A 23,529-nucleotide genomic window follows, 5' to 3' on the forward strand; every position below is an offset into this window, starting at 1 on the left:
GGACGCTAACCGGACCCGACGGCCGCCGACCACCCACCCCCGGGTCCCGCCGACCACCCACCCCCGGGTCCCGCCGACCACCCATCCCCGGGTCCCGTCGCCGACCAGCAACCCCGAGCTCCCGGGCTCCTCAGGACGGCGTGACCAGCCGGGCCTCGTACGCGAAGACCGCCGCCTGCGTGCGGTCGCGCAGCCCCAGCTTCACCAGGATGCGGCTCACATGCGTCTTGATGGTGGACTCGGCAACCACCAGATGCGAGGCGATCTCGGCGTTGGACCGGCCCTGCGCGATGAGGACGAGCACCTCCGTCTCGCGCTCCGTGAGGTCGCCGATCCGGGCGAAGGCGGGCAGGCGTGGGGTCTCGGCGAGCTTCGAGAACTCATTGATCAGCCGCTTGGTGACGGTCGGGGCGAGCAATGCCTCGCCGGCGGCCACCACCCGTACCCCGTCGGCGAGTTGGCGGGCGGAGGCGTCCTTGAGGAGGAAGCCGGACGCCCCGGCGCGCAACGCCTGGTACACGTACTCGTCGAGGTCGAAGGTGGTCAGTACCAGGACCTTGGCGTCCGCATCGGCGGCGACGATCTCGCGGGTGGCCTCGATTCCGTTGAGTTCCGGCATCCGGATGTCCATCAGCACCACATCGGGGCGCAGCGCCGCGACCTGCTCGATGGCCTGCCGACCGTCGACGGCCTCGCCGACCACCTCGATCCCCGGCATGGCGTTGAGCAGCACCGAGAAGCCCTCGCGGACCATCATCTGGTCGTCGACGATCAGCACCCGGATGGCCGGGGCAGTGGGGATGGTCATGCCTTCGCCCCCTGTTCCGCCTGCGCCTCGTGCGACGTGTGCGTCCCGTTCGGCTCGTCCGTGTCCCAGGTGGGTTGGACGGGGATGAACGCGACGATCTCGTAACCGCCCTCCTCCGTCACCGCGGCCGTCATGTCGCCGTTCAGCATCGCGACCCGCTCCCGCATCCCCGTGATCCCGTGACCGGCCCCCGGCGAGGGCTTCACCGGACCGGTCGGCGGCCCGTTGACGACACGCAGACCGAGTCCGCCCAGCACATAACCGATCTCCACCTTGGCAGTGGCGCCCGGTGCGTGCCGCAGCGTGTTGCTGAGGGCCTCCTGAATGATCCGGTACGCCGACAGCTCGACGCCCTGCGGCAGTTCACGTACCGCGCCGGTGACCGTCTTCTCCGTCTCCAGGCCGGCCTCGCGCACATTGGCGAGGAGCCCGTCGAGCTGGGCGAGGGTGGGCTGCGGGGCGTCCGGCGCCTGGTAGTCCTCGGCCCGCACGACGCCGAGGACCCGGCGCAGTTCGGTGAGGGCGGCGACCGCGTTCTCCCGGATCGTGACGAAGGCCTGCTCCAGCTCGGGCGGCGGATTCTCCACCCGGTACGGGGCGGCCTCGGCCTGGATCGCGACGACCGACATGTGGTGGGCGACCACGTCGTGCAGCTCCCGGGCGATGGTGGTGCGCTCCTCGAGCAGTGTGCGCCGGTCGCGTTCGACGGCGGTCACGGTGCGCTGCACGGTCACCTCGCGCTCCGCGTCGCGACGGATCTGCACCACGGCCACCACCAGCAGCGCGAACGCGGAGGCCATGGCAAAGGTGGAGGTGGTCGAGGAGCGGTACCAGCCGCCGAAGTTCTCCAGCACGGCGCCGAACACCAAGGTGAAGCCCCACATCCAGGCGGCGGTACGGGGCCGGGTCCGGGCCGCGACCACGACCAGCACCGTCAGATGCGAGAGGAAGGTGCTCGGCGCCCATGGCCAGTAGCCACCGCTGGCGACCGCTGCGAACGGGGTGAGCGCCATCGAAATCCAGAACGCGCCGACCGGCCTGACCAGCGTCATCAGTACGGAGCCCACAGGGAGCAGCACGATCAGGACGAGCTCGACCACGGAACGCAGACCGATGGAGTCCGACGAGACGAGGCCCGTGAAGGCTGTGAGCAGTGCGGCGGCCCCGACCAGCGCGTGGGGTGTCCAGGCGGCACGCTCACGCATCCGCTCCGGCAGCTGTCGCAGCAGCGGCCCGTCGGTCCGCATCCGCTCCAGCGGACGGTACTCGAAGGCGTTGCGGAAAAGGTCCTGCCGCAGGCCGCCCAACGCCCCTGCGGCCAGTTTGATCTCGGGGCTTCTGCTCTTGGTCTCGGTCACGTTTCCACGGTAGGGGCCGGACCAGCCCGGGTCGTCAGCAGTGATACGGATCCTGCGCCGTCCGTCGCAAGTACTACGGGGCCGCACCGGCGCCGGACCCCCCGCTCACCAGGCGAGCTGGGCGAGCTCCTCCGCCACCACCGCGCACGCGTCGCCGGCCGGGTCGATCAGCGGGTAGTGACCGACGTCGGGCAGCAGGGTCAGGCCCACCGTCTCCCCCGCCTTCGCCGCCGCGTCGACGAACGCCTCCGAGACGGCCTGCGGCACATCGATGTCGGTGGTGCCCTGCACCACCGTGGTCGCGATCCCGGTGGGCAGCAGCACGGCCGGGTCGGCGTGCGGGGCCCGCGCCTCGAAGTCCTCCTCGCGGCCGAGGAATTGACCGACCGCCCCCGAGCACACGTTCAGCTCGACGGCCGTGGTGAAGTCGGCGATCGGCGCGAGGGCGACGACACCACGCAGCGGCGGCGGCGCGGGCAGCCGCCACGGCGAGCCCTCGGGCAGTACGTGCCGGGCGGCGGCCCACAGGGCGAGCTGCCCGCCGGCGGAGTGCCCGGTGACGACGGTCCGCCGGGCGTCGGCCTGCGGAAGTTCCCGGGCCAGCAGGGCCGGCAGCGCGTCCATCGCCGCGGCGACATCGTCGAAGGTCTCCGGCCAACGGCCCGCGACCGGACCGGAACCCCGCTGCTGCGGAATCTCGCTGCCGCGCCGGTACTCGACACTGGCGACCGCGAAACCGCGCCGGGCCAGGAAGTCCGCGAACGGCGACACATGCTGCCGGTCGTACGGCGCCCGCCACGCCCCGCCGTGCAGGACGACCACGACGGGCGCACCGGTCCGGCCGTCGCGCGGGGCGTAGAAGTCGATCACCTGGTCGGGGTGGTTGCCGTAGGCGGCCGATGCATCGGGGGCGACCGGTGGATGCGAGAGTGCCGACTCGGTCTCGGCTGCGTCACGATCACGCGCGGCAGAATCCGACATGCTGCTCCAACCGTCCTGTATCTGAGCCCAACAGCCCAACAGCCCAACAGCTCAACAACCCAACAGCCCAACTGGCCTGACCTGCGGGGACGGTACCAGTACGGAACGTTCCCGTCCCCGCAGACGGATCATGCAGGGGCCCCTGGGTCCCAGCCCCCTCTAGGGCTTCAGCACCTCACCCAGTACTCGCGCCGCCCGTTCCACGTCCGCGAACCCCACGTACAGCGGCGTGAACCCGAACCGCAGCACGTCCGGCCGCCGCAGATCCCCGACGACGCCCCGCGCGATGAGCGCGCTCATCACCGGTTCCGCGTCCTCGCACCGCAGCGCGACCTGGCTGCCGCGCTCCGCGTGCGCGGCCGGGGTGACGGAGGTGACCCGGCCCTCGGGCACATACGCGGCGACACACTCCAGGAAGAAGTCCGTCAGCGCCAGGGACTTGGCCCGTACCGCCTCGATCGACACCCCGTTCCACACGTCCAGCGACGCTTCGAGCGCCAGCATGGAGAGGATGTCGGGGGTGCCGACCCGGCCCCGTACGGCACCGTCCGCCGGGGCGTACCCGGGTGTCATGCCGAACGGGTCGGCGTGCGACGTCCACCCCGGCAGGGGCGAGTCGAAGGCTGCCTGGTGGCGCTCGGCGACGTACAGGTAGGCGGGCGAACCGGGGCCGCCGTTCAGGTACTTGTACGTGCAGCCGACCGCGAGGTCCACGCCGTGCGCGTCGAGGCCGACGGGCAGGGCGCCCGCGCTGTGGCACAGGTCCCAGACGGCGAGGCCGCCCGCCGCGTGCACGGCGGCGGTGAGTCCGGGCAGGTCGTGGAGCCTGCCGGTGCGGTAGTCGACATGGTTGAGCAGGACGGCCGCGGTACGGGGGCCCAGGGCGTCCGGCACCTCGGCGGGGGCGACCGGGACGAGCCGGTGGCCGGTCATCCGGGCCGCGGATGCGGCGATGTATCCGTCCGTGGGAAATGTCGTCGCGTCGACGAGGATCTCGTCGCGGCCCTCCGGCGCCAGCCGGCTCGCGGCGACGACGGCCTTGAAGACGTTCACGCTGGTCGAGTCGCCGACGACGATCTGCCCGGCGGCGGCCCCGACGAGGGGGGCGATGCGGTCGCCGATCCGCTCGGGCGCGGTCCACCAGCCGCTCTCGTCCCAGGACCGGATGCGCAGCTCGCCCCACTCGCGGGTGAGGACCTCCTGCACTCGGGCGGGTACGTGAGCGGGCAGCGCACCGAGAGAGTTGCCGTCGAGGTAGACGGTGTCGTCGAGGGTGAACAGCTTGCGCAGATCGGCGAGATGATCGGCGGCGTCGAGTGCCGCGGCCCGCGCGGCGAAGGTCTCAGACATGGCTGCGCGCCGTCCACAGCTCGGGAAAGACGTTCTTCGTGGCCCGTTTCTCCAGCCACGCGACCCCGGCGGAACCGCCGGTACCCGTCTTCGAGCCCATCGCGCGACGGGTGGCGACGAGATGGTCGTTGCGCCAGCGCCACACCAGTTCCCCGACGTCGGTGAGCGCCTCGCCGAGCCGGACCAGCTCGTCGTGCTGGTCGGGGTTGGCGTAGATCTCCGCCCAGACGGCCTCGACCTCGGGGGACGGCTCGTACTTCTGCGTCAGGTCCCGGCCGAGCACGGCCTGCGGTACGGCGTGGCCGCGCCGGGCGAGCAGGGCGAGCGTCTCGTCGTACAGACTCGGTTCGGCGAGCGCCTTCTCCAGCTCGGCGTGGACGCGGGGCGCGCCCCGGTGCGGCACGAGCATGGACGCGGACTTGTCGCCGAGCAGGAACTCCATCCGTCGGTACATCGCCGACTGGAAGCCGGATCCCTCACCGAGGGCGGCGCGGTAGGAGTTGAACTGGGCGGGGGTGAGCTGGGCGAGCGGCGTCCAGGAGGCGTTGAGCGCCTCCAGTTCCCGCACCGACCGCTTGAGCGCGTCGCGTGCGACGGGCAGCCGGTCCTCGCGCAGGGCGTGCGCGGCGGTCTCCCACTCGTGGACGATGACGGTGAACCACAGTTCCATGACCTGGGTGGTGACCAGGAAGACCATTTCGCCCGGATCGTCGGAGCGAAGGTGCTGGAGATGGGTCAGGACATCCGCCTGGACATAGTCCTCGTACGGAGTCGTGCCCGCGAAGTCGAGGTGCGGGGTCTGCGCACCGGTGGCTTCGGGGTCGGGGTGGATCGTCGACATTGCTGTCTCCTCGACACGAGCTTCCGGGTAGCGGTCCGCCCCTTCCGTGAGGTGGTGGAGCTCCGGTCCCCTGCCCGCATCCTAAACGGAGCCCGCACAAGCGCGCAGACCCCGCAGATCGCCGGTACATCTGCGGGGTCCGGAACGTCACAAGGTGTACGTGTACGTCTGGCCGAGGAGCTCGGTCGCCCCCGGCCGCGAGGCTCGGTCGCCTCTAGCCGAGGGTCTCGGCGGCGGTCGGCGAGGAGTCGCGCAGGAACGTCGAGCAGCGCTCGTACTCCTCCTGCTCGCCGATCGCCTGGGCGGCCCGCGCCAGGGCGTGCAGGGCGCGCAGGAAGCCGCGGTTCGGCTCGTGCTCGAACGGTACGGGGCCGTGGCCCTTCCAGCCGGCCCTGCGCAGCGCGTCGAGGCCGCGGTGGTAGCCGGTGCGGGCGTAGGCGTACGACTCGATGACGCGGCCGCCCTCGAACGCCTCGTCGGCGAGCTGTGCCCAGGCCAGGGAGGAGGTCGGGTACTTCGCGGCGACGTCGGCGGGGGCCGTGCCGCTCGCGAGCAGCTCGCGCGGCTCCGGGTCGTCGGGCAGGTGGGTCGGGGGAGGCCCCCCGAGCAGGTTCTCGTGGATCGACATGGGTTCAAGTGTGCCTGGCAGATGCGCGCCGGGGTACCCGGGCGCCGCCTGGTGGGTCAGTTCGCGCCGGGAGTACCCGGGCGCCCCGGTGAGGGCCGGTCCACGTCCGGCTTGCCCGCCTCCTCGTGCGTGGGTTCCAGGGGCGGGGCGACGACGCCGCAGTGCACCGTGCACTCGGGGCGCGCCTTCTCCTTCTCGTCCGCCGTGACGGGGGGCTTGCGTACGGTCGCCCAGGCGATCAGCGAGCCCAGCACGAGCAGCCCGGCACACATCGGCATGGCCCGCCGGAACGTCGCGGCGAACTCGTCGGCGTTCCGGTAGGCCTCCGGGCCCATCCCGGTGAGCAGCGGCAGCGCGGCCACCGCGATCAGCCCGGCGGCGCGGGCGGCCGCGTTGTTGATCCCGCTGGCGAGGCCGGCCCGTGCGGTGTCCACGGAGGCCAGGACGGTCGCGGTGAGCGGTGCCACCAGGGTGACGAGTCCGACGCCGAGCACACCGACTGCGGGGAGCACATCGGCGAAGTAGGCGGAGACGGAGTTCGACCCCGGCCCGACCCGCAGCATCAGGAGCATTCCGGTGGCGGCGACCAGTGGGCCGACGGTGAGCGGGATGCGGGGCCCGATGCGCTGCCCCAGTTCGCCCGAGGAGGCCGAGAAGAGCAGCATCAGCACGGTCGTGGGCAGCAGAGCCGTGCCGGCGCCGAGGGCCGAGTACCCGGCCACGACCTGGAGCTGGATCGCAGAGAGGAAGAAGTAGCCGCCGAGCGCCGCGTACACACAGAGGGTGATGATGTTGACGACGGTGAACTGCCGGGACGCGAACACCGAAGGCGGCAGCATCGGGTCCGCCCGCCGCCGCTCCACCTGCACGAACACCGCCCCGAGGACGATCCCGCCGACGGCCGCCCCGATCACCACCGCGGACGCCCCCTGTCCCGGCGCCTCGATCAGCGCATAGGTCACCAGGGCGAGGGCGAGCGCGCCGAGCACGGCGCCCAGCACGTCGAAGCGCCCGTGTGCGTCGGGGTCACGTGATTCCGGTACGTGGCGCAGCGCCACCGGCAGGCAGACCGCGGCGACCGGCACATTGAGCAGGAAAACCCATCGCCAGCCGGGCCCGTCGACGAGCCAGCCGCCGACGAACGGCCCGATGGCGGCGCCGACCCCACCGAGCCCCGACCACAGTCCGACCGCGCGGGCCCGGTCGTCCGGATGGAAGCTCGCCTGGATCAGTGCCAGCGAACCGGGTGTGAGGAGAGCCCCGCCGATGCCCTGGAGGGCGCGGGCGGCGATCAGGACGGCGGCGTTCGGCGCGATGCCGCAGATCACGGACGCGGCGGCGAACCAGACGACTCCGACGACGAAGACCCGCCGCCGGCCGTACCGGTCGCCGAGGGCGCCGCCGAGGAGGATCAGCCCGGCGAGGGTCAGCATGTAGGCGTTGACGGTCCACTGAAGGGCGGCCAGATCGGTGCCGAGATCCTTGCCGATGCGGGGCAGGGCGACGTTGATGACGGTGGAGTCGAGCAGAGCCATGCTGGAGCCGAGGACGGTGGTGAGGATGACCCAGCGTCCGGTGGGGGAAGCGACGCGGATGGCTCCCGTCTCTGCGTCAGGCATACGAGTAGCATCGCCGCTCCCCGCCAGGAGGGCCATAGGGGCGAAGACGGCTCGGCAAGGTTCTGTCAGCCGGTCAGGGCGACGCAGGGGCGGCTGCTTCCCGTGCCGTTCCAGTCCACGTGGAATCCGGCCGCACGGAACGCCTGGACGACGATCCCGCCGGCGTGTTCCATCGTCCGGGTGCTGCCGTCCGGGGCACCCCAGAACGCCAGGGTGAGATGGCCCGTGTCCCGCGCACGTTCGGCGTCCTGCCGCGTGTAGTAGCAGAACCCGACCAGGCCGGCGAGGCTGCCGCCGCGCGCGTGGGCGGCTTCGGTGCAGTCGTCGAAGCCGTCGGACTGGGTGGTGCCCACGCCGGCGAGCGCGACGAACCCCGCCGTGTTCAGCCCGTCCAGAACCTCGCCGACCCGCTTCTCGGCATCGCGCCATTGTGCCCGCGACAGCTTCCGCTCCGGCGAGGGCGACGCCCCGGCCGGTGCCGGAGGCTCGATTCCGGCGGCAGCGGCCAGGAGCGAGGCAACCTCCGGAGCCCAGGCATTGACGGTGACATGGCTGCCGTGGTCGTCGGTGATGTCGGGATTCGCGCCGCGGGCGATCAGCAGCTCGACCGGTTCGGGGGTCGGCGAGAACTCGGCGGCGAGGTAGAGAGCCGTGCGTCCGTCACCGCCCGGCTGCTCCACGGGCGCTCCGGCGTCGAGCAGCGCGGCGAGCGCAGCCGCCGCCCGGGCCGGGTCCGCCTCCGCCCCCGTCGCGGCCAGGTGCAGGGCGGTCCAGCCGTGCTCGTCGGCCGCGGTGACATCGGCCCCGGCGTCCAGCGCCTCCCGCAGCGCGGCGACATCGCCGCTGCGGGCGGCTTCGAACACATCCATCGGCTGCTCCAGGCCCTGCCTACGAAAAGGCCCATGCCCCGGGCGGGGTGCCAGGGGTGGCCACGGTCGGCATCCGACCCTACGACGCGCCTTGCACCACGGCCCGTACGCCTCGGATCAGTGCCTCCACGCCCGCCTCCGCCTTGGACCGCGGACAACCGACGTTCAGCCGCACGAAGCCCTCCGCCCCGTACACCGCCCCCGGCATCACCGCGACCTTTTCGCGCTCGATCAGCGCCCGCTGCAACGCCTCGTCGTCGCCGACACCCGCCGGGCGCAGATCGATCCACGCCAGATAGCCGGCCTGTGGCGGCTGCCACCCCAGTTCCGGGAACGCCTCGTTCAGCCGTTCCGCGACCAGCGCCAGATTCCCGGCGACATACGCGCGGACCTCGTCCAGCCACGCCCCGGCCTCCCGGTACGCGGCGATGTGCGCGGTCAGTGACAGCACCGCCGGGGAGGCGAGCCCTTCTGCCGTCTCCATCCGGCGCAGGAACTCCGCCCGGTCGGCCGGATCGCCGATCAGCCCGTACGAGCCGGTCAGCGCCGGAAAGTTGAACGCCTTCGACGCGGAGGAGATCACCGCCCAGCGCCCGTCGCCCCCGACCCGCGTCCACGGCACATGCACATGCCCCTCGTGCACGAAGTCCGCATGGATCTCGTCGCTGATCACCGCGACCCCGTACCGCGCGGCGAGCGCCGACATCTCGCCCAGTTCGGCCTCCGTCCATACCCGGCCCGTCGGGTTGTGCGGCGAGCACACGAGAAGGACCTTGCTGTCGGGGCGGGCGAGCTCGCGTTCCAGCGCGGCCGTGTCCCCCACCGGCACGCCCCGCAGCCGGCGCCCGAGCCCAGTGATCGCCTTACGGAAACCGTCGTACGTCGGGGCGTGGACGACCACGCCCTCGCCCTCGGCCGTCCACATCTGCAGCAGCTGCGAGAGCTGGCTGAGCACGGACGGCCCGTACACCAGCTGCCCGGTGTCGATCCGTGTCCCGTACCGGGTCGCGTACCAGTGGGCTATCGCCGAGCGGAAGTCGTCCTGCTGCCAGGTCGTGTAGCCGAACACGCCGTGGTCGAGACGGGCCCGCAGCGCGCTCAGCACCTCCGGTGCGGTCTCGAAGTCCATGTCGGAGATGGTGAACGGCAGCAGTCCGTCCACCCCGAACCGGTCCGCGACCCCGTCCCACTGGACGCACCAGGTGCCCCGGCGGTCGACGACGGTGTCGAAGTCATAGCGGGCGCTGGAACTCACAGGGATCCCTCACTTCTTCTCTCGGACATGCCGTGGGCCCGGCACCCAAGGGGTACCGGGCCCACGGCCACACTTCGTACCGGCTGCTACTTCAGCTTGGTGCCGGTGGAACGCAGGTTGGCGCAGGCCTCCGTGACGCGCTTGGCCATGCCCGCCTCGGCGGACTTGCCCCAGCTGCGCGGGTCGTAGACCTTCTTGTTGCCGACCTCGCCGTCGACCTTCAGCACACCGTCGTAGTTACGGAACACGTGGTCCACGATCGGGCGGGTGAAGGCGTACTGGGTGTCGGTGTCCAGGTTCATCTTCACGACGCCGTTCTCCAGCGCGGTGGCGATCTCCTGCTCGGTGGAGCCGGAGCCGCCGTGGAAGACGAAGTCGAAGGGCGACGACTTGCCGTACTTGGCGGCGACGCCCTCCTGGAGGTCCTTCAGCAGCTCGGGACGGAGCACGACGTTGCCCGGCTTGTAGACGCCGTGGACGTTACCGAAGGAGGCGGCCAGCAGGTAGCGGCCCTTCTCGCCCAGGCCGAGCGCCTCGGCGGTACGCAGCGCGTCATCGACGGTCGTGTACAGCTCGTCGTTGATCTCGTGCGTGACGCCGTCCTCCTCACCACCGGTCGGAGTGATCTCGACCTCAAGAATGATCTTGGCGGCGGCGGCCTTGGCAAGCAGCTCCTGGCCGATGGCCAGGTTGTCGGCGAGGGTCTCGGCCGAGCCATCCCACATGTGGGACTGGAACAGCGGGTTCTGGCCCTTGGCGACGCGCTCGGCGGAGATGTCGAGCAGCGGACGTACATAGCCGTCCAGCTTGTCCTTGGGGCAGTGGTCGGTGTGCAGCGCGACCGTGACGTCGTACTTGGCGGCGACGATGTGCGCGAACTCGGCGAGGGCGACGGCGCCCGTGACCATGTCCTTGTTGTGCTGGCCGCCCAGGAACTCCGCCCCACCGGTGGAGATCTGGACGATGCCGTCGCTCTCCGCCTCCGCGAAGCCGCGCAGTGCAGCGTGCAGGGTCTGGGTCGACGTCACATTGATGGCCGGGTAGGCGAACTTGCCTGCCTTCGCCCGGTCGAGCATCTCGGCGTAGACCTCGGGGGTTGCGATGGGCATCTGTCCGCTCCTTGGGATGTGCGGGTGTGCGTTGCTGGTTCCCTGACCTGGGGGCGACGTCATCGTCGCCCCCATCTTCCCAGACTCTCGCTCCGGCTCCACCCGGCCTGGTCCCCCAACGCCCGGGCGGGCGGTTCATGGGCATACGACAAGGGCGGACCGTTTCACGTGAAACAGCCCGCCCTTATCAAAAACCGCAGGTCAACCCCAACGTCAGACCAGGTCGAGGTCCGCCACCGTGTAGGCGTGGACATAGGGGAGACCGGCCTCGGCAATGGCCGGAGCCGCACCCCGCTCCACGATCGTGGCGACGGCGACGACCTCGCCACCGGCCTCGCGCACCGCCTCGACGGCCGTCAGCGGCGAACCGCCGGTCGTCGAGGTGTCCTCGACGACCAGGCAACGGCGGCCCTTCACGTCCGTGCCCTCGATGCGGCGCTGCATCCCGTGCGCCTTCTGCGCCTTGCGGACGACGAAAGCGTCCAGCTCCTGCCCGCGCGCGGCGGAGGCGTGCAGCATCGAGGTGGCGACCGGGTCGGCGCCCAGCGTCAGCCCGCCCACGCAGTCGTAGTCCAGCTCAGCGGTGGCATCGAGCATGACCTGACCGACCAACGGAGCGGCCTTGCCGTCCAGCGTGATGCGGCGCAGGTCGATGTACCAGTCGGCCTCAAGACCCGAGGAGAGGGTCACTTTGCCGTGCACCACGGCCTTGTCCTTGATCTGCTGGAGCAACTCAGCACGTACGTCAGTCATGACATCGAGGGTAAGCGCTGCGCCCCGGGCGCAGCTCCGCACAGCGTCGTACGCCTCCGAGCGCTCTCCCGACACCTAGCCGCAACCCGGGGGCCCCAATTCGGTCATTCTTGCTTTACCGACCAACGTGGCACTTTCTCGATTTTACTTTCTTGACCAACTGTCATGCCGCCCGGTAAATTCACGCCGCTGCGTGATCGCGGGGAGGGGTTCACGCGATCGGCATGCCAGGGGGGGGAGGCGTCCCCCTTCTGTTGTCCATCTCGCATCTCTGCTCGCGACGATCGAAGGCAACGGAATGCATAAGAACACGTCCCGCATCGCGCTGTCGTTCACCACTGCGGCAATTTTCGTGCTCGCAGGTTCCGCAACTGCCCACGCCGACGGCGACGGCAACTGCGACGACGCCGGAAACATCTGCGTCTACAACGCGCAGCAGCCCACGGACATAAGTGCCGGTTATTACGACCTGAACGATCCGCACCCGACCTTTCACAGCGCCTACTGGCTGCTCTACAACAAGAGCAAGACACTCTCGGACAGCATCAGCGCGGCTGCCAATACTGCCGGCACCAAGACCTCGTGCGCCGGTTTCACATTCTGGTGGGACACCAACTACGGAGGAACCAGCTACTTCGCCGGCCGTAACTTTTCATACCTGACCTTCTACGACAACAACGACGAGTTCTCCTCGTTCAAGAAGACGGGCTGCTGAATCCGTTGAAGCTCAATTTCCTTCGTGCAGCGGCCTGCGCCGGAATGATTCCCGCGCTGGCCGCCTGCGCGATCCTGGGAGGCTCCGACACCGACTCCCACCCACCGCTGGGCCCTGTCCCTACGCCCAGCAGCCTGGATCCGGCCGGGATCACTACTCCGCTCGATGCGTACCTCCCGGCCCCGGAGGAGAACTACGCCCTGAAGAAGGCGCGCGTGACCCTGGTCAACCAGTGCATGCGCGGGCTCGGATACACCGAGAATCCTCAGCCGCTCGGCCCGTTCACCGGGGAGCGGTGGCTGGAGCACACCGAGTTCAACGTGATGCCTCTCGGTCAGGCTCAGCAGTACGGGTATCAGGCTCCGCCCAAGAAAAGCGGCGGGGGCACAGAGAGCGCGTACAGCAAGAACAGCACCGAGACTCAGGGCCTCCTTCTTTCCGGCAAGGTCAGAACCTTCAATAACAAGAAGGTTCCCAAGGGCGGCTGTGAAGGTGAGGCCCTCCGCGTCATCACCAAGGGAGCCACAACTCCCACCGAGGTGAAACTCCCCGGGGGTTCGACTGCCGGTTCCGGAGAGGGCGGCTTCAGTGAGGGATTCGCGGAAATGGTGGTGTCCGCCATGCGCGGCGAAGCCATGAAGCGAACGAGAAACGACCCCAGGTTCCAGAAGGTCATGGATTCCTGGGCCGACTGTATGAAGGGGCGGGGGTACACATACGACTCTCCCAGCGCCGCAGTCAATGATTCCCGCTGGGAGGAAAATTCCGGTTCGCCGACCCGTACCGAACTTTCCACCGCAACCGCGGACACCCAGTGCAAGACGAAGGTCAACTATCTCGGGGTAGGCATCGCGGTCGAGTCCGCCTATGAGAAAAAATCCATCGATGAAAACGCCGAGTTGCTCGCCGATCTGAAGTCCTGGACCTCCAAGTGGATTGAGAATGCGAACAACGCGATCCAAGGAACATGACGGGACGTCGCGGTTGCGTTCCCGGCGAAGGGTGCTGGCCGCTGTCGTGTGCGGGGCAGTCGCCCTGTCGGGGGCGGCATACGCGGCCTCCACTGTTATCAAGTCGCCCGCCCAGGCGGCCGCGGAGGCGGGCGCCCCGGCACCCGATGTCCTGACCGCAGTCGTGCAGCGCCGTGAGCTGAAGGAGTCGGTGATCCTTCGTGGGACGGTGGCGGCGACTCAAACGGCGGACATTGCCCCCACGGCGAGCGGTGAGGGCGGCGGCACTCCCGTGGTCACCAAGCTGTCCGCGAAGGCGGGCGACAAGGTCTCGGAAGGCACCGCACTGGTGGCAGTGTCGGGGCGTCCCGTCTTCGTGCTGAAAGGTAAGCTGCCTGCCTTCCGCGACCTCAAGCCGGGGGCCACCGGTGACGATGTCACACAGCTCCAGAATGCTCTGGCTCACCTGGGCCACGGCAGCGGCTCGGACACGACGGGCACGTTCGGTCCCGGCACCCAGTCCGCACTGGCGGCGTTCTACTCATCCATCGGCTACGCGCCCGTGCCGGTGACCGAGGACGGACCCAATCGAGTGGCCGCACAGTCAAAGGCCGTGTCCCGCGCCACTGGCGCCCTTACTCAAGCCGAAAAGGCCGACTCCCCCACCGCCGTGGAACAAGCCCGGGAGCAGCTCACCGATGCGCGGTCAGCGCTTGCCACAGCACAGGCGCAGGCCGGTCCGCAGCTGCCCGCAGCAGAAGTCCTGTACCTCAAAGGCTTCCCGGCCCGGGTGGAATCGGTCGCCGCAGCGGTCGGCGACAAGGTCACGGGAAAGATCCTCACCGTCTCCGCAGGGGCCCTCGGTGTCACCGGAAGCCTGTCACCGGCTCAGAAGAAGACGGTACGGATCGGGCAGACAGTGACCATCCTGTCGGAACTGACCGGCGACGAGATGAACGGCACCGTTTCATCCGTATCCGATGAACCGGCATCCGCGAGCGGCACCTCCGGCGGAGGGGAGAACTCGGACGGCGCGACCGCAGGGGTTACGTACCGGATGACTGTCAAACCGGACGGAACGCTCCCTCTCAAGCTGGCCGGGCAGGACGTACGACTGACGATCGGAGCGGCGTCCTCGAAGGGGAAGGTACTCGCGGTACCGGCGTCGGCGCTCTCGTCCTCGTTGGACGGCAGCACCTCGGTCACCGTACTGACCGAGCACGGAAAGCGCCGCCAGGTGAAGGTGCGCACCGGCTCCACCGGCGACGGTCTCGTCCAGGTGTCCCCCTCGGACGGGTCCTCTCTGTCCGAGGGGGACCGGGTCGTCGTCGGGGTCAGGAACGCCCGGACGGCAGGGACCGGCACGTGAGCGTTCCGCCGTACGGCGGTTCGGCGGTTGACCGGCCGGTCATCCGATTCGACCAGGCCGGCCTGACCTATCCCGGTCCCCCGCCCGTCACTGCTCTGCTCCCCTTCGATCTGACGATTCAACGGGGCGACTACATCACCGTGGTCGGCCCGTCCGGCTCCGGAAAGTCGACCTTCCTGAACGTCGCCGGGCTGTTGGACGCCCCGACCACCGGCCGGTATTTTCTCGACGGCATCGATACCGGAGCGCTGCGCGACAGTGATCGGACGGCGCTGCGTGGCCGGCGGATCGGTTTCGTGTTCCAGGCCTTCCACCTGCTGCCGCACCGCAGCGCGCTGGAGAACGTCCTGCTGGCGATGGTCTACAACAATGTGCCGTCCGCCGAGCACCGGCCCCGCGCGACCCAGGCACTGGAGCGCGTCGGGCTCGGCCATCGCATGCACGCGCTGCCGACCCGGCTTTCCGGAGGAGAACGTCAACGCGTGGCCATCGCCCGCGCTTTGGTGGCCGACCCATCCCTGCTGCTCTGCGACGAGCCGACCGGCAACCTGGACAGCGCCACCGCCGACTCCGTACTCGCGCTGATCGACGAACTGCACCTCGACGGCATGACCATCGTGGTGATCACCCACGACCCTCAGGTCGCCGCGCGCGGTCGGCGGACCGTGCGCATCAAGGACGGCCGGCTGACGGAACCCGTACTCCGCCCGCCCGTACACCTCCCGGGAGAAGCACGATGAAGCTGCACCGCCGCAAGCGGCCGCGTGGCATCCGTCCGTCCCGGCTATCCGCACGGCACCTGGTCGCCGAAGCCGTCGCAGGCATGCTGCAACGCCCGGCACGCTCGGCGCTGACCAGCCTGGGCACGGTTCTGGGCGTGGGCTCGTTCGTCGCGGTGCTCGGCCTCACGGCGACAACGACGTCCCAGGTCGACTCCCGCTTCAATGCCTTGTCCGCCACCGAGGTGTCCGTCGAGGACACCGGCGCCGGCGATGATCCCTTCGGCCGTACGTCGTTCCCTGCCGACGCGGATGCCCGTATCCAGGCCCTGAACGGTGTGCGGCACGCCGGTGTGTACTGGTCGGTGCCACTCGACAAGGGAGTGACCGTGCGTGCCTCGCTCAGTGCGGACGCCGGTGCCGGCGAACAGGCGCAGGTGGTCGCCGCCTCCTCAGGAGTGCTGGCAGCGGCGGACCCCTCACTCACCGACGGCCGGATCTTCGATGCCTTTCACGACCGTACCGGGCAGCGTGTCGCAGTCATCGGATCAGGAATGGCGTCCCGGCTGGGAATCACCGGCCTCGATTCCCAGCCTGCCATCTTTGTGGGTGACGACGCGTTCTCGGTCATCGGCATCGTGTCGGACGTCGACCGGAAGGCGGACTTGCTGATGTCCGTCGTCATACCGGCACACACCGCCGAGCGCCTTTGGGGTGCGCCGGGGCCCGGCTCCCTCGCCAAGATGCTGATCTCCACCGAGCTCGGGGCGGCGCCCCAGATCGCGGACGAGGCCGCGCATGCCATCGACCCGGTGCACCCCGAGCACTTCAAGGCGGTCCCTCCGCCCGACCCGAAGGCCCTGCGGACCGATGTCACATCCGACCTCGACCAGCTGTTCCTGCTGCTCGCCGGAATCTGCCTCGTCATCGGCGCCGTAGGGATCGCAAACACCACACTGGTGGCCGTTCTTGAGCGGACCGGAGAGATCGGACTGCGCCGGGCGCTCGGCGCCAGGGGCCGCCACATCACCGGCCAGTTCCTCACCGAGTCGGGCGCACTCGGCGCACTCGGCGGCCTGGTCGGCACCTGCCTGGGCACAGTCACGGTCGTATGCGTGGCCGCAGCCCGCGACTGGACCCCTGTCATCCACCCGGTCACGGTGGCCGCAGCCCCCGCGATCGGCCTGGGCACCGGACTGCTCGCAGGGCTCTATCCTGCGTGGCGGGCCAGCCGCATCCAGCCGGCCGAGGCGCTGCGCCGCTGACCCCGGCCGGGCCCCGCGTGCCACCGATCCGTCCCGCCGGTCAGAGCCTGCGCCAGTTCCAGGTCGTCGCGATCTCCAGCGGCTCGATCGGGGTGACATACCGGGGTGCGGTGTTCAGCCCGTTCGGCGGGCCGGACTGCGGCTCCACACAGACCGCCTCGGCCTGCTCGTCGTAGATCACAACCCACTCGGCCCTGCTCTTCACGGTCAGTTGCAGCTGCTCCGGCCAGGTGAGCGTCACGTCGACGCCGTCCGGCATCCCGAAGCAGTCGTCCCACGGGCCGGGCAGCGGCGGGATGCGGCGGCCGGTCGGCAGATGGTTCTCGCCACGCTCCTCCTGCCAGGCCGCGTCGAAGGCGATCTCCACGTTCTTGCCGCCGCCGAGGTCCCGCAGGAACCAGGGGTGCCAGCCGGCCTGCGCCGGGAACGAGTCCCCGTACGTCTCGATGCCGAACGCAAGCGTGAGCGAGTCCTCGGACAACTCGAAGGTCTGGGTCACCCGGCCCGGGTACGGCCAGGGGTCGGCAAGGTCGTAGTAGAACGCGGCCTCCCGCTCACCCACCCGGGCGGTGCGCCAGGCGGTGTCCCTGCCGGTGCCGTGGATGGCGTGCGGCGGGGAGTTCAGCGGCAACCGGTGCGGGACGCCGCCGTTGTGGAAGAGGCCGTTCTCGGTGCGCCCGCACCACGGCACCATCGGGAAGCAGCCGTACCGCTCCCCCTGCCGCAGCACCTCGGTGCCACCGATCCGCAGACTGCTGATGCGACAGCCGTTGGCGGGGTTCACGGTCAACTCTGCATCGCCGACGGACAGCCGGACGTCCTTCTCGCTGCTACTCACCCGACCGACATTACTGGCGCCGCTACTACTTCCGCCGCCTCAGCGCCCTGCTCACCACGACGGCGGAGGCGAGCGCGAGCGCGGCAGCGGGAGCGACCCAGCGGAGTGTGGCGCCCGCGGTGGTCGAATCGGGTGACGGTACGGGGGCGTACCTGCCGCGCGGCGGCGCGTGGTCGACCTCCTCGGCGCTGCGGCCGATCATGGTGCGCCTGGCGTGCGCGGCCTCGGCCGGGGGGCCGTCGGGGACGGTGAACTCCACCTCCGCCACGGGGTCGAGCGACGGCGGGGGCACGGGGGCGTCGAAGACGGAGCCCGTGCCCGGGGGGTTCTCGGTGGAGGGTGCCTCGTCCGCGGCGGCGCCGTCGTCGGTGCCGTCGGTGCCGTCGGTGCCGTCGGTCTCGTCGGTGCCGTCGGCGGCTTCCGGGGCAGTACTCCGAGTGGTGTCCGCGCCGGTCGCGTCGGCCTCCTCGGCCGCCTCCTCGATGGCCTGTTCCACAGCTTCCCCGACGGACCGCTCGGCCTCGCCGAGGCCCTTGCCCGCCTCGTCCTCGCCCGCCAGCGTCTCCGTCACCAGTTGCTGCACAAAGCGGTCCAGCAGCCGGTGGGCCGTCGCGAGCGCCGCCGCCGGGTCCAGCTCCAGGAGGCGGCCGTCGCCGCTCGCCGTACCCGCGAACCCGATCGCCGTACCACCGTCCTTCTGCGTCAGGCTGATCGTCAGAGCCAGCTTCGCCGAGCCGGTCCCCCTGGCCTCGACGCCCTCGCCCGCCACCAGGAACCCGTCGTCCCCGTCCGGGCCGTCCTGCGGGGAAACGGTGAGCCGCAGCGCACCGCGGTACGTGATCGTGTGGCCGTCGACCCGGACCTTGAGCCGGCCGGACAGCGGGCCCGCGGACGCGTCGGCGTCCTGCTGGAGCCCCGGTACGCAGCGCGCGACGCGGGCGGAATCGCCCAGCGTCCGCCGAAGGGACGGGACCGGAACCGGAACGAACACCTCATGCTCCATGGAAACCGAGCCTACTCAGCCCCGGCCATCACGTCAGCGGTTCCGCGTCGCAAAAGCCGCCGGCCGTACGACGTACGGCGTCCGGCTCACCGGTCCTCCCAGTACCGCGGATGTACCAGCGTCGACGGCAGCAGCCCGCGCAGCCGTCCGCTCTCCGCGTCCCGCCTCGCACGCATCAGCGAGGCCTGCGTCAGCGACCGCAGCTTCGGCGCCCCCGGGGCGAGGCGGAGCACCGGCGCCCTGACCGGCCGGGCGAGGACGAAGCCCCAGCCGTGCTCGGCCTGCGCCCGGTGCGTGGCCCTGTCGGGGCCCGCCGCGAAATCGGAGAGCCTGCCGCCGATCCGGTAGGGCCGGGTGTGCAGACCTGCCGCCCTCATCGACGCCTCCACCGTCCAGTACGTACGCGGCCGGGTCACCGGCGGGCCTCCGTGCACCACCAGCCGGCCGCCCGGTGCGAGGGTCTCGGAGACCAGGCCGTAGAACTCCGCCGAGTAGAGCTTCGTGCCGACGGAGATCCCGGGGTCGGGCAGATCGGAGATCACCACGTCGTAGCTGCCGTGCGCCACCCGCAGCCAGTTGAAGGCGTCGGCGTTGACGGCCGTCAGCCGCGGATCACGGTACGCGTGGGCGTTCAGCGCCGAGAGCGCACGGTCGGTACGGGCCAACCGGGTGACGCCGGGATCGAGCTCGACGAGGGTGACGCTGCGTACGTCCGGGTAGCGCAGCACCTCCCGGGCGGCGAGACCGTCACCACCGCCCAGGATCAGGACACGGGCGCGTGGCCCGTTCATCGCCGGGTGCACCAGCGCCTCGTGGTAGCGGTACTCGTCGCGCGCGCTGACCCGCAGCCGCCCGTCCAGATACAGGTCCAGGGAGCTGCGGCCCGCCCCCGTCAGCACCACTTCCTGAACCCCGGTCTGCACCGCGACCCGCACCCCGTCCCCGTACACCGCACGCCGCGCCGCCCGCTCGAAGTCACCGACCAGCGCGGTGACCGTGGCGAGTACGGCGATCACGGCCACGTTGACAAGGATCAGCAGCCACCGGGAGCGCGGGGTGAGGTCCCGCCGGAACACCCACAGCACCAGCGCCCCGCCCGCCGCCGCGTTGACCGCGCCGGTGAACAGCGCCCCGGTGAGCTGTCCCAGCACCGGCAGCAGCAGAAAGGGGAACGCGAGCCCGCCGACCAGCGCACCCACGTAGTCGGCGGCGAACAGATCCGCGACGGTCCCGCCCGCGTCCTGCCGGTCGACGCGCTGGATCAGCGTCATCAGCAGCGGGATCTCCGCCCCGATCAGGACGCCGATCGTGAGCGAGAACCCGACCAGGGCGTACCGCGACTCCCCGATCCAGGCGAACGACGCGTACAGCACGACCGCCGAGGAGCCGCCGACGAGTGCGAGCGCCGCCTCGATCAGCCCGAAACCGACAGCTGCACGGCTGCGTAAACGTTTCGCGAGGAGCGAGCCGACGCCCATCGCGAACACCATCACGGAGAGCACGACGGACGCCTGGGTGACGGAATCACCGATCAAGTAGGAGGCGAGCGCCACCAGTTCGAGCTCGTAGACCAGACCGCAGGCAGCACAGATGAAGACAGCGGCCAGCACGAGACACCGACCGGTCCTCGGCCGCACGGGAAGACGCGCCGCGCCCCCTCGCAGCGACACCTGCTGATCGATCATGATGCGAACGCTACGTCACGACGAGGTGGCAGCCTGTCACCCACAAGGGTGCAAGTGGCGCGCTCACAACGGAGTTGGGCCGCGTCAGAGCGCCGCCGCCGGCATCCGCACTCCCACTCGGGTGCGCGTCACCACCAGCTGCCCCTCCTGCGGGTACGCATGCCAGGTGCGCCACCGCACCTGGCCCTCGGTCCGTTGGGCGAGCATGGCGGTGAAGGCGTGCGGGCTGCCGGGGAACGTGCCGGCGAGACCGTGGGGGTGGTCGGTCACGAGCGCGAGGAGCTCCTGCGCACGCCCCGCGAACGAGCCCGCCGAGAGTGTCTCGACGCGCGCCGCGAATTCGTACTCCCACTCCCCGAGCCGCTTGGAGACACCGAGCGGCAGCGGTGTGCTGCTGCCCGGGATGCACGCGACGGTTTCGGAACAGCTGCCCCGGTTCTCCTCCAGGAGCACCTGGTGGGAGGCGCCGAGCAGGCGCAGTTGGAGTCGGGCACCGGCGAGATCGAGGTCGAGCACGGCCAGGGCGGGGAGCGGTTCGCGCCCCAGTGCCCAGGCCAGGTCTGCAGCACGGGTGTCGGAATAGGCCGTCTGGAGGGTCGTGAGCATGGGTCGGCTCCGCAAACAAGCGTGGACACATGGACAGGGGACGCCTCCGACGTGATGCACGTGGGAGGTGGGAAGCGCCCGATCAGGTCCAACTCGGGTCCGAGGGCTGGATGTTCTCTCAACCGAGGGAATCACGAAGTAAGCCGCATCCACAGCGTTTTTGCCCAACTTGACGCGGTTTCCATCCCCTCGGGGGCCTCTCGGTTCATCTGTTCACCGGTATCTCGCGAAAAGCCCCAACAAAAAGGTGCCCGGCGGGAGTTCATCCGCCGGGCACCTGTGGGGCACCGGAACCGCACGGGCCCGGCACCGGGCGTGTGGCCCTGCCCGGTCACGGATCAGCTGCCCCGTGTCAGCTGCCTCCGCCGCATCCGCCCCCGCCGCCGCACGAGGAGCCGCCACCGCACGAGGAGTGACCGCCGCCGCACGAATGACCCCCGGAGTGACCGCCGGAGTGACCGCCGGAGTGACCGCTGCTGCTTCCGCAGGACGAGCCACCGCCACCGTCACCTCCCGCCCACCAGCTGCCACCTGCGGCGCTGCCGCCGCTCGCACCCCGGCGCACACCCCGCCCGCGCTTCTTCTTCCGGTTGCCGGCCCCCACCAGCGAGATGGCCAGCCCGATCACGGCAACCGCGATCACCACTGTGACAAAGGTGCCCACCGACCTCACGTCCTTCTGTTCCCCCGAAGCGAGGTCTCTCGCTTCCGTCCGCTTCCTGCGTGAGTGGGGGATGCCCCCGGCCCCGTGCGGCCAAAGCAGACTTGAGCAACTCCAGAGCTTCCGCGCAGGACGGCGGCCATGACACGGGGAGGCGGAGCCCGACGAGAAGCGCGAGTATCCCCCCTCCGCGATCCCCACGCCGCGCGAGGCCGCGACCGGCTATGAGTCAGGATGGCCCCGGAGCATCGACGGGTAGCCGAGCGAGAACGGTGGAGACATGAACGCCAGGCCACTGCTGAACCGAAGGCTGAACGGACTCGGGACGACGATCTTCGCGGAGATGTCGGCGCTGGCATCCGCGACGGGCGCGATCAACCTGGGCCAAGGCTTCCCCGACACCGACGGGCCCGAGGAGATCCGCGAGGCCGCCGTCCGCGCCTTGCGGGAGGGCAAGGGCAACCAGTACCCGCCCGGCCCGGGCGTTCCGGAACTGCGCGCCGCGATCTCCGACCACCAACAGCGCTTCTACGAACTCTCCTTCGACCCCGATACCGAGGTCCTGGTCACCGCCGGCGCCACCGAGGCCATCGCCGCCACCATGCTGGCGCTGCTGGAGCCGGGCGACGAGGTGATCGCCTTCGAACCCTTCTATGACTCCTACGCCGCCTGCATCGCGATGGCCGGTGCGAAGCGCGTGCCGCTCACGCTGCGAGCGCCGTCCTTCCGCCCAGACCTGGATGAACTGCGCGCCAAGATCACCCCGCGGACCCGTCTGCTGCTCCTCAACACCCCGCACAACCCGACCGGGATGGTCCTCTCCGCCGAAGAGCAGAACGCCATCGCTGTACTCGCCGTCGAGCACGATCTGCTCGTCGTCACCGACGAGGTGTACGAGCACCTTGTCTATGAGGGCACGCACCGCCCCATCGCGGCCCTGCCCGGCATGCGTGAGCGCACCGTCTCCATTTCGTCCGCCGGCAAGACCTTCTCGTTCACCGGATGGAAGGTTGGCTGGGTCACGGCGAACGGCCCGCTCGTCTCAGCGGTCCGGACGGCCAAGCAGTACCTGACGTACGTCAGCGCGGGCCCCTTCCAGTACGCGATCGCCGAAGCGCTGCGCCTGCCGGACTCGTACTTTGACAGCTTCCGCGCCAACCTCCGCCGCAAGCGCAACCTGCTCGGCGACGGCCTGCGCGCGGCCGGGTTCGAGGTCTACCAACCCCAGGGCACTTACTTCATCACCACCGACATCACCTCCTTCGGCGAGAAGGACGCCTACGCCTTCTGCCGCGCGCTCCCCGAACGCTGCGGCGTCGTCGCCATCCCCAACTCCGTGTTCTACGACGACCTCGACGCCGGCCGCAGCCAGGTCCGCTTCACCTTCTGCAAGGGGGACGACGTCCTCCAGGAGGCAGCCAGTCGGCTGCGGCGCCTGGCGTCTTGAACCCGCGCCCCCCTCATCCCGAATGAAGTACGGACAGCAACCTGACCAGGGGCTTTACGTGTAACCCGGCCCGGCGCGGTCCCGAGCCGCCTGCGCCATTCGGCACCGGCCCCCACGAGAGGAGGGACCGGTGGCGAATCGTGCGGCGTCGTTTTCCGGACGCGCCGGGGCGGGCGGCGCGGAGGAGTCCAGGGGCGAAGGGCCGGGTGCCGGGGGAGCTGTTGACCATGGCGATCAGGACGACGATCCCGGCGATGGTGAGGACACAGCCTGCGGTGATCAGGGTGCGCTGAGTCAGCCGAGCTCCTCCGCAGTAATGTCTCCGCGTCGGCGAGGCCACGCTGCGCGAGCTGTTGGACGCCTGACCGACCGAACGGCCGGCCCGGCGCGTATGCCGTACCCGGCTCCTACACCGGCCACAGGCGAGCGGACTCTCCCCTCAGCCGTAACGGAGTTTGAGCGGATTCCACGGGACACACCCCGCACCCCACCGCACACAGGTGAACGGCCGGGAAAGCCGGCGGACGCCGGCGACCGCGTCGTGAACACTCGGGAACGGTTGGCGGACGATGCGCCCGCGCCGCCGGAACGTCACAACTCCCCACGTTCCACTGCCCCGGACAAGGCGTCGCCGCATCTCCCCGCGCACGGGCGCACATCCAGGGGCGAACAGGTCCGCTGCCTCACAGACCTGTCACAA

At 70.2% G+C, this 23,529-nt stretch carries 21 protein-coding genes; 6 read left to right on the forward strand and 15 right to left on the reverse strand.

Going from position 1 to position 23,529, the window contains the following annotated elements:
- Window positions 1-130 precede the first annotated feature (130 nt).
- The 11 genes from ACIPEK_RS39515 to pyrE all read right to left on the reverse strand — a co-directional run bounded on the left by ACIPEK_RS39515 (window position 131) and on the right by pyrE (window position 11,571).
- Window positions 131-808, reverse strand: a complete 678-nt coding sequence (locus ACIPEK_RS39515; protein WP_383072405.1) for a response regulator — start codon at window positions 806-808, stop codon at window positions 131-133.
- Entirely contained in the window at window positions 805-2,166 is a 1,362-nt protein-coding gene (locus ACIPEK_RS39520; RefSeq protein ID WP_402006711.1) for a sensor histidine kinase, read from the reverse strand. The genes ACIPEK_RS39515 and ACIPEK_RS39520 overlap by 4 nt, the downstream gene beginning before the upstream one ends.
- Window positions 2,167-2,271: 105 nt before the next feature.
- Window positions 2,272-3,147 carry an alpha/beta hydrolase family protein gene (locus ACIPEK_RS39525; protein ID WP_402006714.1) on the reverse strand — a complete coding sequence of 292 codons (876 nt, stop codon included), beginning with the start codon at window positions 3,145-3,147 and terminating at the stop codon, window positions 2,272-2,274.
- A gap of 159 nt (window positions 3,148-3,306) precedes the next feature.
- Window positions 3,307-4,497, reverse strand: coding sequence for a kynureninase (gene kynU / locus ACIPEK_RS39530; protein ID WP_402006717.1), 1,191 nt, complete (start codon window positions 4,495-4,497; stop codon window positions 3,307-3,309).
- Window positions 4,490-5,338, reverse strand: a complete 849-nt coding sequence (locus tag ACIPEK_RS39535; RefSeq protein ID WP_383072401.1) for a tryptophan 2,3-dioxygenase family protein — start codon at window positions 5,336-5,338, stop codon at window positions 4,490-4,492. Before ACIPEK_RS39535 ends, kynU begins: the two co-directional genes overlap by 8 nt.
- Before the next feature lie 214 nt (window positions 5,339-5,552).
- Entirely contained in the window at window positions 5,553-5,966 is a 414-nt protein-coding gene (locus tag ACIPEK_RS39540) for a DUF3151 domain-containing protein (RefSeq protein WP_327274376.1), read from the reverse strand.
- A 56-nt stretch (window positions 5,967-6,022) separates the two neighbouring features.
- Window positions 6,023-7,585 (reverse strand): MFS transporter, encoded by a 1,563-nt coding sequence (locus ACIPEK_RS39545; protein ID WP_402006721.1) that lies wholly within the window; start codon window positions 7,583-7,585, stop codon window positions 6,023-6,025.
- A gap of 65 nt (window positions 7,586-7,650) precedes the next feature.
- Window positions 7,651-8,454, reverse strand: coding sequence for an ankyrin repeat domain-containing protein (locus ACIPEK_RS39550; RefSeq protein WP_402006724.1), 804 nt, complete (start codon window positions 8,452-8,454; stop codon window positions 7,651-7,653).
- 79 nt (window positions 8,455-8,533) lie between these two features.
- Entirely contained in the window at window positions 8,534-9,709 is a 1,176-nt protein-coding gene (locus ACIPEK_RS39555; protein WP_402006727.1) for a MalY/PatB family protein, read from the reverse strand.
- Between the two features lie 86 nt (window positions 9,710-9,795).
- The gene (gene fbaA, locus ACIPEK_RS39560) at window positions 9,796-10,818 is read right to left on the reverse strand and encodes a class II fructose-bisphosphate aldolase (protein ID WP_327368332.1); all 1,023 of its coding nucleotides are present in this window, start codon (window positions 10,816-10,818) and stop codon (window positions 9,796-9,798) included.
- A gap of 213 nt (window positions 10,819-11,031) precedes the next feature.
- The gene (gene pyrE, locus ACIPEK_RS39565; RefSeq protein ID WP_402006729.1) at window positions 11,032-11,571 is read right to left on the reverse strand and encodes an orotate phosphoribosyltransferase; all 540 of its coding nucleotides are present in this window, start codon (window positions 11,569-11,571) and stop codon (window positions 11,032-11,034) included.
- 298 nt (window positions 11,572-11,869) lie between these two features.
- On the opposite strand from pyrE, the gene ACIPEK_RS39570 reads away from it, so the two are divergent.
- The 5 genes from ACIPEK_RS39570 to ACIPEK_RS39590 are packed head-to-tail and all read left to right on the forward strand — an operon-like array spanning window position 11,870 to window position 16,589.
- Window positions 11,870-12,286 carry a hypothetical protein gene (locus ACIPEK_RS39570; RefSeq protein ID WP_402006732.1) on the forward strand — a complete coding sequence of 139 codons (417 nt, stop codon included), beginning with the start codon at window positions 11,870-11,872 and terminating at the stop codon, window positions 12,284-12,286.
- Between the two features lie 5 nt (window positions 12,287-12,291).
- Window positions 12,292-13,257 carry a hypothetical protein gene (locus tag ACIPEK_RS39575; RefSeq protein ID WP_402006735.1) on the forward strand — a complete coding sequence of 322 codons (966 nt, stop codon included), beginning with the start codon at window positions 12,292-12,294 and terminating at the stop codon, window positions 13,255-13,257.
- The gene (locus ACIPEK_RS39580; protein ID WP_402006738.1) at window positions 13,229-14,605 is read left to right on the forward strand and encodes an efflux RND transporter periplasmic adaptor subunit; all 1,377 of its coding nucleotides are present in this window, start codon (window positions 13,229-13,231) and stop codon (window positions 14,603-14,605) included. Before ACIPEK_RS39575 ends, ACIPEK_RS39580 begins: the two co-directional genes overlap by 29 nt.
- Complete coding sequence (locus ACIPEK_RS39585; RefSeq protein WP_402006741.1) at window positions 14,602-15,345, forward strand: ABC transporter ATP-binding protein; 744 nt, start codon at window positions 14,602-14,604, stop codon at window positions 15,343-15,345. The genes ACIPEK_RS39580 and ACIPEK_RS39585 overlap by 4 nt, the downstream gene beginning before the upstream one ends.
- Window positions 15,342-16,589, forward strand: coding sequence for an ABC transporter permease (locus ACIPEK_RS39590; RefSeq protein WP_402006744.1), 1,248 nt, complete (start codon window positions 15,342-15,344; stop codon window positions 16,587-16,589). Before ACIPEK_RS39585 ends, ACIPEK_RS39590 begins: the two co-directional genes overlap by 4 nt.
- Window positions 16,590-16,629: 40 nt before the next feature.
- Here the strand turns inward: ACIPEK_RS39590 and ACIPEK_RS39595 are convergent, their stop codons facing one another.
- From ACIPEK_RS39595 to ACIPEK_RS39610, 4 genes are all read right to left on the reverse strand, one after another.
- Window positions 16,630-17,427 (reverse strand): aldose 1-epimerase, encoded by a 798-nt coding sequence (locus ACIPEK_RS39595; protein ID WP_402006747.1) that lies wholly within the window; start codon window positions 17,425-17,427, stop codon window positions 16,630-16,632.
- Between the two features lie 25 nt (window positions 17,428-17,452).
- A complete protein-coding gene (locus tag ACIPEK_RS39600) occupies window positions 17,453-18,430 on the reverse strand; it encodes a carbon monoxide dehydrogenase (protein WP_402006750.1) in 978 nt (325 codons plus the stop codon).
- Window positions 18,431-18,516: 86 nt separating this feature from the next.
- Complete coding sequence (locus ACIPEK_RS39605) at window positions 18,517-20,115, reverse strand: polyamine aminopropyltransferase (RefSeq protein WP_402006753.1); 1,599 nt, start codon at window positions 20,113-20,115, stop codon at window positions 18,517-18,519.
- An 84-nt stretch (window positions 20,116-20,199) separates the two neighbouring features.
- On the reverse strand, window positions 20,200-20,721 hold the full coding sequence (locus ACIPEK_RS39610) for a DUF2617 family protein (protein ID WP_402006756.1): 522 nt from the start codon (window positions 20,719-20,721) through the stop codon (window positions 20,200-20,202).
- Between the two features lie 941 nt (window positions 20,722-21,662).
- Here ACIPEK_RS39610 and ACIPEK_RS39615 point away from each other — a divergent pair.
- Entirely contained in the window at window positions 21,663-22,829 is a 1,167-nt protein-coding gene (locus tag ACIPEK_RS39615; protein ID WP_402006758.1) for a pyridoxal phosphate-dependent aminotransferase, read from the forward strand.
- Window positions 22,830-23,529: the final 700 nt, after the last annotated feature.

This window comes from Streptomyces sp. NPDC088246, from assembly GCF_044741025.1.
In the GTDB taxonomy this organism is placed as follows: Bacteria; Actinomycetota; Actinomycetes; order Streptomycetales; family Streptomycetaceae; genus Streptomyces.